This is a genomic window from Desulfosporosinus shakirovi, from assembly GCF_020595055.1.
Lineage (GTDB): Bacteria > Bacillota > Desulfitobacteriia > Desulfitobacteriales > Desulfitobacteriaceae > Desulfosporosinus > Desulfosporosinus shakirovi.
Genome location: NZ_JAJDOO010000011.1, coordinates 92,854 through 106,442 on the forward strand (window position 1 = coordinate 92,854; position 13,589 = coordinate 106,442).

At 43.0% G+C, this 13,589-nt stretch carries 13 protein-coding genes; 1 reads left to right on the forward strand and 12 read right to left on the reverse strand.

What is annotated here, in order from left to right; genetic code table 11:
• Positions 1–76: 76 nt before the first annotated feature.
• From LJE72_RS11765 to fabZ, 11 genes are all read right to left on the reverse strand, one after another.
• The gene (locus LJE72_RS11765; RefSeq protein WP_073027562.1) at positions 77–274 is read right to left on the reverse strand and encodes a cold shock domain-containing protein; all 198 of its coding nucleotides are present in this window, start codon (positions 272–274) and stop codon (positions 77–79) included.
• A gap of 509 nt (positions 275–783) precedes the next feature.
• Entirely contained in the window at positions 784–1,503 is a 720-nt protein-coding gene (locus LJE72_RS11770; RefSeq protein ID WP_229247762.1) for an amino acid ABC transporter ATP-binding protein, read from the reverse strand.
• Positions 1,490–2,161: an amino acid ABC transporter permease gene (locus LJE72_RS11775; RefSeq protein WP_248286333.1), complete on the reverse strand. Its 672-nt coding sequence runs from the start codon at positions 2,159–2,161 to the stop codon at positions 1,490–1,492. Before LJE72_RS11775 ends, LJE72_RS11770 begins: the two co-directional genes overlap by 14 nt.
• 436 nt (positions 2,162–2,597) lie before the next feature.
• Positions 2,598–3,395, reverse strand: a complete 798-nt coding sequence (locus LJE72_RS11780) for a basic amino acid ABC transporter substrate-binding protein (protein ID WP_229247763.1) — start codon at positions 3,393–3,395, stop codon at positions 2,598–2,600.
• A gap of 219 nt (positions 3,396–3,614) precedes the next feature.
• Positions 3,615–5,201 carry an ABC transporter substrate-binding protein gene (locus tag LJE72_RS11785; protein WP_229247764.1) on the reverse strand — a complete coding sequence of 529 codons (1,587 nt, stop codon included), beginning with the start codon at positions 5,199–5,201 and terminating at the stop codon, positions 3,615–3,617.
• A 445-nt stretch (positions 5,202–5,646) separates the two neighbouring features.
• A complete protein-coding gene (locus LJE72_RS11790) occupies positions 5,647–5,949 on the reverse strand; it encodes a zinc-ribbon domain containing protein (RefSeq protein ID WP_014905249.1) in 303 nt (100 codons plus the stop codon).
• A gap of 64 nt (positions 5,950–6,013) precedes the next feature.
• A complete protein-coding gene (locus LJE72_RS11795; RefSeq protein WP_229247765.1) occupies positions 6,014–6,754 on the reverse strand; it encodes a ComF family protein in 741 nt (246 codons plus the stop codon).
• A gap of 4 nt (positions 6,755–6,758) precedes the next feature.
• Positions 6,759–8,477 carry a helicase-related protein gene (locus LJE72_RS26550; protein ID WP_229247766.1) on the reverse strand — a complete coding sequence of 573 codons (1,719 nt, stop codon included), beginning with the start codon at positions 8,475–8,477 and terminating at the stop codon, positions 6,759–6,761.
• 18 nt (positions 8,478–8,495) lie between these two features.
• Positions 8,496–8,891: a hypothetical protein gene (locus tag LJE72_RS11805; protein ID WP_229247767.1), complete on the reverse strand. Its 396-nt coding sequence runs from the start codon at positions 8,889–8,891 to the stop codon at positions 8,496–8,498.
• A gap of 15 nt (positions 8,892–8,906) precedes the next feature.
• Complete coding sequence (locus LJE72_RS11810; protein WP_229247768.1) at positions 8,907–10,742, reverse strand: O-antigen ligase family protein; 1,836 nt, start codon at positions 10,740–10,742, stop codon at positions 8,907–8,909.
• Positions 10,739–11,179 (reverse strand): 3-hydroxyacyl-ACP dehydratase FabZ, encoded by a 441-nt coding sequence (fabZ, locus tag LJE72_RS11815; protein ID WP_229247769.1) that lies wholly within the window; start codon positions 11,177–11,179, stop codon positions 10,739–10,741. Before fabZ ends, LJE72_RS11810 begins: the two co-directional genes overlap by 4 nt.
• A 323-nt stretch (positions 11,180–11,502) precedes the next feature.
• Here fabZ and LJE72_RS11820 point away from each other — a divergent pair, with 323 nt between their 5' ends.
• Positions 11,503–12,624 carry a glycosyltransferase gene (locus LJE72_RS11820; RefSeq protein ID WP_229247770.1) on the forward strand — a complete coding sequence of 374 codons (1,122 nt, stop codon included), beginning with the start codon at positions 11,503–11,505 and terminating at the stop codon, positions 12,622–12,624.
• A gap of 239 nt (positions 12,625–12,863) precedes the next feature.
• Here the strand turns inward: LJE72_RS11820 and LJE72_RS11825 are convergent, their stop codons facing one another.
• The gene (locus LJE72_RS11825; protein ID WP_229247771.1) at positions 12,864–13,589 is read right to left on the reverse strand and encodes a WecB/TagA/CpsF family glycosyltransferase; all 726 of its coding nucleotides are present in this window, start codon (positions 13,587–13,589) and stop codon (positions 12,864–12,866) included.

The following is a 13,589-nucleotide window of genomic DNA, read 5'->3' on the forward strand; positions in this document are numbered from 1 at the left end:
CTCAACTAAATCCCTAAAGAGAGAATCGCTGACATTACATCAACGATTCTCTCTTTAGGGATTATACTTCTTAGGATTAACGGACCATTACATTGGATGCTTGTTCCCCACGTGGGCCTTGAATGACATCAAACTCAACATTCTGTCCCTCTTCCAGGGTACGGAATCCATCCCCCATGACCGATTGAAAATGCACAAAGATATCTTGCCCATTTTCTTGCTCAATAAATCCGTAACCCTTCTGTTTGCTAAACCATTTGACTTTGCCTACCACGTAAAAAAACCCTCCTTGAATTGTCGAAGTCCTAAAGCTTACGCTTCAACTCGACTAATACTTAGGAGGATACCCAACATTTAGAAAATTTAAACCTTAAATTAAGCATAATTATACTCCCCAATTTAATGTGTCAAGATTCAAGATCCTAAATCCCCAACTCGAATTCGAATCCAAGAAATACGTTACATCAAAACGACCACATTTTCTTCCAAAGACCACCCCCAAAGAGCGGTTTCTACCAAGCAGAAAGCTTCGTGAAACGCAGTCCAGCCGCACACCGCAAGCCTTGCCCACGACTGGAACAGGACGTTTGAGGTTAGAGCATCGATGGCAAGGAGCGGCGTCACATGCATCAAACCCTGAGGTTCGGACGCGCTCGCGAACCCTCCAGCGCGTCAGCGGCGTAACGTGCTGACGCGTGCAGAAACCGCTCCTCCCAAGAGCATGACATGCAAACGCGCTCCCCAGGCCTGCTTAGCCAAAGGAGCGCGTACAATAAGCTTCTCTTATAAGATTTTACTCAAAAACACCTTAGTCCTTGGATTCTTAGGATTCGCAAAAACTTCGTTGGGCTCTCCCTCTTCCATGATAATCCCCTCATCCATAAAAATCACTCGATCACCAACCTCACGAGCAAATCCCATCTCATGAGTAACGACGACCATAGTCATCCCTTCTCGTGCCAAATCCTTCATGACCGCTAAAACCTCTCCCACCATTTCCGGATCAAGAGCAGAGGTAGTCTCATCAAAAAGCATAATCTTTGGCTTCATTGCTAAAGCACGAGCAATAGCAACTCGTTGCTGTTGTCCACCGGAAAGGCGATCAGGGTATTCGTCCGCTTTATCATAGAGACCAACTTTAGCCAAGAGCTCTAGGCCAATCTTTCTTGCTTCCTCTTTATTTGTTTTACGAACCACTTCTGGAGCAAGCACAATGTTTTGAATTGCAGTCATATGTGGAAAGAGGTTAAAGCGTTGGAAAACCATACCCACCTCTCGTCGTATTGCATTAACATTGACCTCGGAGTTAAGAGGAATTCCATCGACGATAATCTCTCCACTAGTAGGCTCTTCGAGTTTATTTAGGCAACGCAGGAAAGTACTCTTCCCCGAGCCGCTGGGGCCAATGACAACCACCACTTCTTTTTCATGAACATGGCAATCAATTCCTTTAAGAACTTCAAGCTTACCAAAAGATTTATGCAAATTCTTAACGAAGATCATTCTTGCCCAACCTCCTCTCCATATAGGCAACCCATTGGGCAATCAACTGAGTCATTACTAAGTAATACAAGGCAACGGCCATATACATTGGAAGTGGTTGGTAGGTTCGTCCAACTATAATCTTTCCGGTATAAAAAAGTTCCTGTATCGCAATTATGGATAACAGCGAGGAGTCTTTTAGCAAGGCAATAAACTCGTTACCCAAAGGAGGAATCGTCCTTTTAAAAGCTTGTGGAAGGATAACATAACGCAACGCTTGAGCTTGTGTCATCCCCAGCGATCGTGCAGCTTCGGATTGACCACGGTCTATGGACTGAATGCCGGCTCTAAATATTTCAGCAATATAGGCACCTGAATTAAGGCCCATCGCCAATATCCCTGCCGTATACTGATAGTTATCAGGCATAGTCTGCCATTTAAGAAGCATTGGTATTCCAAAATACACCAGGAATATTTGCACTAATAATGGAGTCCCTCGAAAAAAATCTATATAGGCAATCGCCCCCGCGCGAACAACTTTGTGCTTAGACAGCCGAGCTAAAGCCATGAATAAACCAATTACTACCCCTATTGCCACCGCTCCAGCCGTTAGTTCTAAAGTTAGCAACGCCCCTTTGGCGAGAATAGGCATATTATCTACAACCACATGCCAGTTCATTCCCACAATAATCCTCCTATCTTCAAATTCTATTCTTTATGCTTTATTCTTTACGAAGATATGAAGCATAATTAGTTCTTTCAAGCTCTCTTTTCGCTTAATATTACATCGCCCTAAAATTATATATTTTACCGCAAATTTTTACAAGTAAAACTACATGACAATTAACTTCGTCCATAAGAGTACATCCTGTATCCAATTTATAAATACTTGTCCGCTCCAACATGAATCCGGATTTCAAATAATCAAACAAAGTGTGATTATACATGGACGAAGGACTATATTCAAGGACCAATTTAAGCCATCTCGTGTCTATTGCTGGCATGAATGCCAGCCCTTTGAGTGTAAGAAGGTTAAGGGCAAATTAAAGGGAAAGCACTTTTTAATTTCAGTGCCTTCCCTTTAGCAAAGTAGTCAAACATGTTTAAAAGGATTATTAGATTTTAGGAGCATCCACTTTGAACCATTTCTTATAGATTTCATTGTATTTTCCATTTTCCATGAGCTTTTTCAATGAGGCATTCATCTTTCCTGCTAATTCCGTATTTCCAAGCTTCATGGCAATTCCATAATATTCTTCACCTGAGTCTGCATCTACAGATTCAATCTGGGCCGTAGGATTTTGGGCTTGGAACCAAAGCACAACCGGCGAGTCGGCCACAACAGCATCCACTCCACCGCTTATTAGAGCGTTCATAGCATCCGGGGTTGTGTCATACTTATTTGTTTCCATACCTTTTTCCTCAACGGCATATTGTCCCGTTGTATTAAGTTGAACTCCGATTTTCTTTCCTTTTAGGTCTGTTAATGATTTAAAATCAGCACCTTTTTTCATGGCTATATATTGGCCGCTTAAAAAATACTTGTCACTAAACAGGACACTTTTGGCACGATCCTCAGTGATTGTCATAGCAGAAATAACCGCCTCATATTTCCCTGCTTGCAAAGCTGGAATTAAACCATCAAAAGCTGCTGTCTCAATATCTACTTTTGTATAGCCCATATCTGCGCCAAGAGCCTGAATAAGCTCAATATCAAAGCCTGTCGCTACTTGCTTTTCATCCATAAATTCAAATGGTGCATAGGCAATATCAGAACCGACTCTCAAAACCTTTTCCTCGGGAGCTGGATTCGAAGATGGAGCGGGTGTGTTGGTACTTCCGCATCCGGCAAGTGTCAAAAGACTCAAACTAAGTACTGCAGTTAAAACAAAACGAATTTTTGACCTAAACATTTTTATTCCCCTCTCTTTTGGATGTCTTAGCAAACCCCTTTTAAAGCTTTGGTGTTATGCATCAGCTTATCCTTCTTGCTTCCGATTATACTTAGTTACGAATAATTATACAATACTTTTTTCATCGATATCTAGACACTCTCCTGTTATTTTTTCATGCGCAGATCCAAAACTTACCTTAGTCCCTTCCAAAGTATGTATTCGCATCATAAACCCAATTCATTTTGTTGTTTTATCCAGCGTCCTCAAGAAGTATACTCCCGTTGGATGAATGCTAAATCCACTAATACTCTTGTTGGAGGCTGCCATATCCAAAGAGTTGCTGATAAACACCCATGGCGCATCTCTTACCAGAATTTGTTGGGCTTCAGTATAATTCTTAATTCGCTCTTGGTCACTTGAACTTTGCTGTGCCTTAAGAAGCAATTCATCGTATTTAGGATTATTGTACATTGCATCGTTTAAACGACCATCGCCAATTTGGTTTGAATGAAGCAGAGCATATAAGAAGTTATCAGGATCTCCATTATCACCCATCCAGCCGTACAGATATGCTTCGCCTTTTCCGTTCTTCACGTTTTCTTTATGCTCTTTCCAAGCCGCAGAAGTAATATTAACAGTTATTCCAGCCTCCTTCAGATATCCCTGAATCGCAATGGCCAGATTGTCTCCACCTATTGCATTGTAAGGACAGGGATCTGTATAGCTGATAAGTTCGAAACTTAAATTATCATCATACCCGGCTTCTTTCAACAACCCCTTAGCTTTCGCCGGGTCATAAGGATAGGGTTGCAACTCTTTTACATAGCCAAAGAGAACCGAAGGCAAGGGGCCATTAGCCAATACAGCGTTTCCTTTGTATAGGCTATTGATTATTTCTTCACGGTTAATCGCCATTGATATCGCTTGGCGAACTTTAGGGTCGTTGAAAGGTTTACGATCTGCGCGCATTCCCATGTAGTTGATGTTCATACCTGGTACTGTACTAACGTTAAGATTGGTATTCCCTTTTAGACGTTCGACATCATCCGGGTCAATGCCATCAATAATATCTGCTTCGCCAGCTAATAGTTTATTGGCGCGTGCGGAGTTTTCTATAACAACTTCAAAGATTAGTTTATCAACTTTTGGTTTGCCATCCCAATAATCTTGGTTAGCTTTAAGCGTAATCTTGGCGTCTTTTTCCCAACTTTCAAAGACAAATGGGCCTGTACCAACTGGGTTTGCCCCAAAATCTTTGCCCATCTTTTTAATCGCTTCCGGAGAGCCCATAGGAACGCTGAGCGACATAGCAAGGTTTAGCAAAAATGGTGCATAAGGATTCTTTAGAACAAATTTCACAGTGCTTTCATCAACTGCAACAACTTTATCCACCATACCCAACGTAAACTCCGAATACGGCATTTCTGCTGTTTGATTAGGCGGCAGTTGTCGCTCTACATTGAATTTTACGGCTTCAGCATTAAATGGAGTACCATCATGGAACTTAACCCCTTTTCGAAGCTTAAATGTCCATTCCTTTTCGTCATCTGAAGTAAACCACTCTGTAGCAAGAGAGGGTTCTACCTCGGTGGAACCCTCTCTATACCTCACCAATGTGTCAAAGACGTTGGCCACAACTTTAGCAGATTCTCCGTCTTCAATAAGTGCCGGGTCTAGACTAATCGAATCCGCTCCCCGTGCAAATATTACGGTTTTCTCCCCCGCAGTCTGACCTCCGCCAAATGAATTAATTACGCCGCATCCAGTAAGCAACGTGCTCACTAGAAAAAGGGCGGCAAGAACCCCTGCCAATCTTCTTCTCACGCTATCTCCTCCTCTTCATGCCCTTTCTTCTTTTATATCAGCAGAAATAATCTTCTATATATTCGATCTTCTTTACACAATCTCCTCTTAGAAAGTTGTCTTTAAACATTCGCCTATTTCTATAATTCCCCTATAATGTCAGATATCCTATTTATGGCGATGCAAACCATTCTAATACCCCTTTTTTAGCAAAAAAGATTGCCTCTAGTTCTTGAGTTGACCATTAAAGTTACTTTATCCCCCTAAGTTACACACAGGAGTGTGTGGATAGTGTGGATAAGTATCGTTTTGGGCCTATTTTTTCGAGAAACCATTGTGGATAACCTTGTTGATACTTATGCAAAGTAATTAATGTAAAAGGAACCTTTAAAGAAAAAAATAAAAAGCATTGGTAGGCAATTCGCCAACCAATGCTTGTCAATATCAAAATGATGAAATTTTTAAATTAGTATTGATCGCGAGCTGGGCGATGGTGCTGATAGCACTCACGGCAGTATACTGGACGATCAGATGTAGGTTGGAAAGGAACCTGAGTTTCTACTCCGCAGTCCCCACAAACGACCGTAAACATTTCACGTGATCTTCCTTCTTGGGAATTACGGTTTTGTTTGCGAATGTTGCGGCATTCACGGCAACGCTGAGGCTCATTTTCGAAACCTTTCTCAGCATAGAATTCTTGCTCCCCAACTGTAAAAATAAAAGTCACTCCGCAGTCTTTACATACTAGATCTTTGTCTTCAAAGGCCATGAAAGATATTCCCCTTACGTAAAAAAATGTAATAGGCTGTGCCCATCCATTTATAATTATAACTCTAATCAGACAAAGGCACAAGTTTTTTTTCAAGGCCAGCGGCTAAGCACAAGCCATAAATTGCTCTTACTCCACTTTCCCTAAGAACCTCTGCAACCGCTTCGAATGTTGCCCCTGTTGTCGTTACGTCATCTATAATCCATACGGTTCGACCTTGATAATACTCCGGTTGTCTCACAACAAATATCCCTTTTAGGTTATGAAGCCGTTCTTGACGGGATAGTAAAACTTGAGACGCCCTTGGCTCGATCCGGTCGACACCTGGAAGAATCGGCAATCCTAATTCCCAGTGTAAAGCAGAGGCAATCACCTCCGCTTGATTAAAGCCTCGTTCTGCCAAGCGGGTTTTATACATCGGCACTGCAACCATACCATCTACGGCTGGAAGCTGGCTAATAGCCCAATCTGAAAAAGGTCGTGCTATCTCTCTAATAAGTCGTGGCTGGGCTTTAAATTTGACAGTTTTAATAAATTCCTTCAATTCTCCCGAATAATGACCCCAGGCAGTAACTTGATCCAGTTGTTTTGGTCCTCTGCCCGCGGCACAATCAAGGCAATATAACTTCTCCGACTGAACCAACTTTCCACACCTTCCGCAACGCCTTAAGTCGGAACGAAGATATTTAATCCTGCAAGTCATGCAAATTGGACCTTTTTCAGCACCACACAGTGCGCAATATTGTTTATCCGCGTACCAAAGTGCGCGACCGACCTTAGATACTTCCCTCCACAACTCCTTCAAGCCTTCAGCCTTCTTTCTCCAAGGGGTCAATCAGTCCTAATTCCAGAGCACGTTTGTTTTGTTCCTCAATCCATTGCACTGCAGTCTTCATCGCTGGCGTGATCTGCTTTGCCAAAAACAGAACCCCTCCCCCAGGCCTTTCCCTGGTTCGTCCCACTCTTCCCGCCATTTGCACTAAAGCACGCTCATCAAAAATTGGATGGTCTGCCCCAAGAACCACTACTTGAATCCCAAGCAGAGTAATACCTCGCTCGAGGATAGTCGTACTTATAAAAATATCATATTTGCCCTGTTGCAAGTTCTTTATCTTCATATTGCGCCCCGGATCCGCACTATAACTCCCATCGACGCACCAACCCGGAAAACGTTGTTTAAAGGACTTGATCCATGGATCAATCCAAGATATTTTGGGGACAAACACCAGCACAGCCCCCTGACCTCTTAATGATTCAATATCTTTAGCCCATAAACCTATACCCCTGTCAGCTTCTAGCGAATTTCCAACCCTTATCCAAATCGGAACAGGCAGAGGCTTTCGATGATGTCTTGCCGGAAGGCGAATGAGCGAAATTTCCCCTTTTCGAACAGCCTTTAATCCTTCATGAGAAGGAGTTGCCGTTAAGTAAAGTAATTTACCTCCTGGTCGCAAGGCTTGATTCAGCCCCCATTCCAATGCTCTGTTCCCATGATAAGGAAAGGCATCCATCTCATCCATGAAAATTACATCAAAACACCGCCAAAATCTTAAGACCTGGTGCGTAGTTGCCAGCACCAGCCCCCCCACTTGAAATTTAACTGTGGTGGTCCCAGTCAAAACTTGAATCGGATAATTTAAAAAGTCCCGTTGAAGCCTTGGCGCAATATCATGAATAACATCCTGACGAGGCGCAGCAAAAAGTACTGATTTCCCTTGTGCCAGTGCCCAAGCAGCTGTTGGAAAACATACTTCAGTTTTTCCTGCTCCACATGCTGCCCAGAGAAGCGCAACTTTTTCAGATGTGCCTTTGATAAACTCCGATACTTGATAACTTGCTAAACGTTGGGCCTCAGTCAAGTTCCAGTGAGGTTGAAATAAAACCACAGAAGGACCGTCCAAGATAGAGCGTTTGTCTCGATACAGCACATTCAACGAGTTACTCACACCTATGCTTTGACAACTTTGGCACGTCGCAGCCACTCCATAAAAACTGGGCCACTCTTCTAAATCCTGTTCTCCACAACGTTGACATTGCCAACCTCTTTTATTTTGTTTTACAGAAGGAACCCATTGCGCACATCCCTGCTCTACATTATAATGAGCAAATTTTGTAATCACCTCATCCCTCAGTCCAAGCTCTCGAGCAAGTTCTCGCAGATCCCCTATTGAAAGTTGCCTGCCTCTGACAAGTTGATTAAAGGCTTTCCTTGCCTCATTCCCAATATCTGCACTAAGAACTAAGCGCTCTTCAGGCAAGGAAATAGCCTCAGGGATCTTCCTCCAAGTTAAATCCACGTCCCAACTAAATTCTTCGATAATCTTGGAGATACGGCTCTGAATTGCTTGAGGACTCTTTTTAAAATTAAGGGTATTCTTTTTTGTTAGGCGCTCTAGAACCACTTGAATAATTGCTAACGGAAGAGGCTCACTGAGATAGCTGACTGCTCTCGAACCCCACTCAAGCCTTTCTTGAAACGGAAAAACACCAACCTCATAGTTATCGTTTAACGTAAGAAAAAAGAGCACCGAAACCCCTCTCCCTGTTCACACTGTGTGATCATTTCTTACATCCTGCTTATCACTAAGCGAGTAGCCGCTAATCTCCATTTCTGAGAACCGCCGCTGCAGACATGCTATGTATTTCTCATTTTGTTCTAGAAACAAATCCGAATTAATCTTAACTTCAATTGATAACGGGAGTTTATCGCTCTTTTGCAGATTAGGTAATGCCTTCTGAAGAAGCCAAAGTCGCTTCTCCATTTCTCCATTTTCAGAGCCTCCGTCGCAAACTAAGAAGACGCTTTGTGATTTATTGCTAAGCCCTTCCCTCCATGCACCAATAAAGTCCTGCCACTTATGAGGAATACTCCACTCATAGCGTGAATTCGCTGTCCAGCAATAAATAGCTGCAACTAACACAAGCCCCATTAAGAAAGTCATATTTTCTCCCCCTGCTTACAACTTATGTTGTGGCAGAAGTTGTGTGAGTTGTCTTTGGCGAGCATAGTCTGCAAGGAGCTTAATATGTTGGGATGGCCGAAAGTTCTTGTGCCCTTGCCAAAGCTTTAAATCCAAATCATTAAGGTCATCTGCCCTTTCTTCAATAGTTTCAGGCACTTCCTCAACCCACTGATAAAGGAGCATAGTCATTTCCGGTTGTGCTTGTCGATTTACCTCGGCCGCATCCCAAACAACCGACTGCGCCCATTCATAGGCTTCTAACTCAAATGGTTGCCATAAAAGAACTTCTTTCACAGTCTCTAATCCAAAATCCAGGTTCCCCTGTCTAAGCAAATGCTCTGCCAACTCTTGACGCACCTTAACTTGGGTCTGATCCCGCTTCAAACTCTTACCCCATAGTTCAACACTTTTTTCAGGGTCCAGCTCCCTGTATTGGACAGCCTGCGCATTCCAAATTTGCTCTCTCTCTATCATTTTTGGATTCAAGAGGGCGCTCCCACAAATCAAACAGAAGATAAAACTTAAACCCAACATTCCCATGTTACTCAGCATGGGAAGTAATTTATTTTGTTTTGAAAAGATCGTTCCAGAATAATCACGCCGTTTACGAAGAATGCCAAAAAGCAACCAAAACAAAATCCCTAAGGCCCCAAAAGAAAAGTCTGCGTCCACTAAACTATGCAGTGCTAAAAAGACCAGGGCACTTGACACCTTAAGTTGTGCTTTTGATTCTTCCAATTCAACCATTGAACTGATATGTTGTTTATTCCTTCCCCAAATCTTCCAAGCCTTAGCTAACGAAAAACTTCCCCAAATCCCCACACTCACAATTCCGAGAAATCCCTGATTCAACAAGATATGAATAAAACTCGAATGAGGGTCTGCTGTCCAATATGGAAAGTGTTGAACTGCAGGAAAAGCCAACCACCCTCCTGCCTGAGGAACCCCCCCTGAATTCCAAGCTAAACTAATCCCATCTTGAAAATAAACTATTCTTTCCTGCCAACTTGAAGAAGAAAAACCCCAAGCGGTTAGGTTCTCCCATGCTGACTTATAATAGAGAGGTATGAGGATTGTTCCTGCAATTCCCAGCATAGCCCCTAATAGTCCTCTTAGATATCTACTTATCATCTTTGGCCGCCAGTGAAATCTCTGACGTATGGATAGGCTGGGGCTGTTTTTTTGTAAGTTAACCCTTAAAAAAATCTGTTGAACTCCGAGAACTATAAGAAATAATCCCACACCAGCACGTGAACCAGTCCCCACTAGAGAAACAGCCAGAAAGATTAAAACTAGCTTTCTTTGTGGATAAAGTAAGAGTGCAGCTCCTAAAAATGCTGCAGCAGCATTAGGGTAACCAAAGACAGAACTCAATCTCCCCCCCACTTTACCGATCCAAGGCAACCAACCAATGACAGCAATTGCAATGGCTATCCATTCAATATATTGTAGCAAATACCTTTTGGATTTTTCATCAGAAGAAATTCGAATCCCCAACCGATAGACGAACCAAAAGACTCCCCAACGTAAGGCTTCAAGCAATCCATCTATATATTTAATAGGATGAAGAAGTCCTAATAAGGAAAAGGCCAAAAATCCCAAAAGCAGGAAATCTGTTAGACCTAAGCCGAAATACTCCTCAGTCATAAAAATAGATCTTTTGTATAAAAAAGAAGACATGATATAGGCAGAAAGAAGAAATCCAAACAAAAGCCATTCTTTAGGATAAAAGAGACCGTGGATAAAAACACTTAATCCTAAAAAAAGAGCTAGGAAGCCTACTGTGTTGCTCCTAGCTCTGCTGTCTTGTTGTAATGTTGCACCAATCACTGGGCCGGATTCTTCTTCTCTAGGAAGAATTTAAGGGTTCCCTCTGCCGCCAGTGCATCTCCGACATAGGCGACACCTCTGGCAACTCCATAAGTCTTGCGCAACTTCACCAGCTCCACCTCTAAACGAAGCTGATCCCCCGGAATAACCTGCCTCTTAAACTTAACAGCATCTAAGCCTGCAAATAAACCTAAGCAACCTTCATATTCAGGCTTCTTAAGAATTGCAACGGTACCGACTTGAGCAAGTGCTTCAATAATCAGCACTCCCGGCATGATGGGGTGCCCTGGAAAATGGCCCTGAAAGAAGGAATCATTTATTGTAACGTTCTTAATTCCCACCGCCCTTTTTCCTTCTTCAAGTTCTATGATACGATCTACCAGAAGGAAGGGGTAACGATGTGGAATGATCTTCTGGATTTCTTGGCTTTCTAACACTGAAATTCCTCCTTATTAATCGTGGTTAGTGGCACGCATTTCGAACTGCAAATATCCTATTACCAACACGAGTATGGCAGATATTAACCACTTTGTCTAATGATATGTCATACTGGGTACAAGCTTCAGCTCAGTTCTCGACTTGCATTCGAATCGCATTCACAGGAGTACGAATTGTGACGAACTGAGAATATCAAACTGCGAGCTGAGAGTATCACTTGCAGATGTGAACCAATATGTCTTATGATTAAGTATTATAAAGACATATAACTGCATGCAAACAGTATAACCAAGTTTAGGTCTGAAGGGAAGATGGCAGGGGTATGAAAAAAAAATACAAGATTCTACATATTATTGGTGGCGGTGAAATCGGAGGAGCCGAGCAACATGTGTTATCCCTGCTCAAGGAAATTGACCGGACTCACTTTGATCCTCATCTTGTCTGCCTGACCAAAGGTCCTTTCGCTGACCTAGCCATAGAAAATAAGATTCCCGCCACTACATTCCCTATGCGCTTCCCCCTTGATCTTACTCCCCTGCCCACTCTTATTAACTGGTCACGAAAACATGCGATCAGCGTCATTCACACCCATGGTTCTCGGGCCAATCTTTTGGGGCGTCTAAGTGCCAGATGGTTAGGCATCCCTACCTTAACCACTGTCCACAGCTCCCTTGCCCACGATTATCTCTCTCCCTTATCTGCCCTAATAGCTCTAAACCTTGACCGTCTGACCCTGCCTCTAACCTCGGGAATTATTACTGTATCCGAATATTTAGCACGAGAAGTTACGTTAAGAGGTGGTCGAAATATAAAAACCATATATAATGGCTATTCCTCCATTTCCTTTGACGTACCTTCAACTACTCGCTATTATTTTCGCAAAAAGTGGGGCATCCCAATGGATGCTCTTGTTGTTGGAACGATCGGCCGGCTCCATCCTGCTAAAGGGCAGATCAATTTAATCAAAGCCGCAACACAACTTCACTTGAGCTTCCCAAATCTCCACCTCTTGCTTATAGGAGATGGTCCTCTTCGCCAAAACCTAACTGAAGAACTTCAAAGAAGCGCTATTCCTCATACAGTCACCGGCTACCTGCCCCAAGCGTATGAAGCTCTTCAGGCAATGGACCTTTTTGTCTTACCTTCAATCAGTGAAGGTATGGGGCTGGTTCTCCTCGAAGCAATGCAGGCTGGAATTCCGATTGTTGCAAGTGCAGTCGGAGGAATTTCAGAAGTCATTCACAATGGGAAAGAAGGGCTGCTTGTTCCTCCTGGAGATGTTGCAGCGTTAACCACCGCTTGTTCTTCTATTCTAGATAATCATACCTTAGTCCAGTCCCTGGTTCGAGCGGGCCAGAAGCGCTGGCCTATGTTTTCCATTGATAGTATGATCAGAGAAACTGAACAGGTATACAATCGCTTACTGGAACGAGCCGTTAAGTAATATCAAATTACACATCCAGTAAAGTAATGAAACATTTACGAGACAGAAGAATCAAAGGTTGAGCAAATACGCTCAACCTTTGATTCTTCTATTACCGTTTTTAGCGACCATCAAGATTGCTCTAAGAAATCCTCTCGAACTTCCGAGTCCTCTTTCAAACGCTGCCAAGAACATAGTTTTTCCCATTCTGGCATTTTCTTTCTTCCTTCTAATCTCTTATACGAAACAAATTTTCTCTATTAGGGGGTCATATTAGAAAACCTCTGCCAAAGCACCTTCATTACAAAACGAGGCAACACACTTTGACGTTTCCAACGCCAAGGCTCTTTCCACAAACGATAGAGCCATTCCAATTGAAACTCTTGAACGCGCTTTGGCGCTCGAACAACATTACCCGCAAGCGCGTCAAAACTACCGCCGACCCCTATACTCACTGTTGCCAAATCTCGATGCTCCGCAATCCAATATTCCTGACGGGGAGCACCCAGTCCGACAAGAAGAATATCCGGACGAAAGCCTCGGATGCTTTCTATTACTTCAGTTTCTTCCTCCGTGCTCAAGTAGCCGTGAGAATCCTCCCAAGCTATTCCTGAATATTTCTGGGCAACCTGGATTCCTGCCTCCCGAGCTACGCCTGGTTTCCCTCCTAGAAAGAAAATTCGCCATTTATTCTGGTCAGCCACAGGAAATAGAGCCTGGATTAAATCTATTCCGGTCACTCGCTCCTGAACCGGAGTTCTTAACCGCTGAGAAGCCCAAACAACACCGATCCCATCTGCAGTTACTATATCTGCAGAATTAATCAGGCTCCTAAGTTGCTGATCTTGGCCAGATGCATAGATCATTTCAGGATTAGCTGTAACTACACGCATCTTTACCCTGTCATCTACAGCCTTCCGAATCTCTTCAACAGTTTCTTGCATAGAATATGTATTTACGCTGATCCCAAGAATGTCGACCCTCAT

What these genes read in the sequence shown, in the direction of transcription:
- LJE72_RS11770 (WP_229247762.1), bottom strand. Translation starts at nt 1,503, where the DNA reads ATGATCTTCGTTAAGAATTTGCATAAATCTTTTGGTAAGCTTGAAGTT.
- LJE72_RS11775 (WP_248286333.1), bottom strand. Translation starts at nt 2,161, where the DNA reads ATGAACTGGCATGTGGTTGTAGATAATATGCCTATTCTCGCCAAAGGG.
- LJE72_RS11780 (WP_229247763.1), bottom strand. Translation starts at nt 3,395, where the DNA reads ATGTTTAGGTCAAAAATTCGTTTTGTTTTAACTGCAGTACTTAGTTTG.
- LJE72_RS11790 (WP_014905249.1), bottom strand. Translation starts at nt 5,949, where the DNA reads ATGGCCTTTGAAGACAAAGATCTAGTATGTAAAGACTGCGGAGTGACT.
- LJE72_RS11805 (WP_229247767.1), bottom strand. Translation starts at nt 8,891, where the DNA reads ATGACTTTCTTAATGGGGCTTGTGTTAGTTGCAGCTATTTATTGCTGG.
- LJE72_RS11820 (WP_229247770.1), top strand. Translation starts at nt 11,503, where the DNA reads ATGAAAAAAAAATACAAGATTCTACATATTATTGGTGGCGGTGAAATC.
- LJE72_RS11825 (WP_229247771.1), bottom strand. Translation starts at nt 13,589, where the DNA reads ATGAGGGTCGACATTCTTGGGATCAGCGTAAATACATATTCTATGCAA.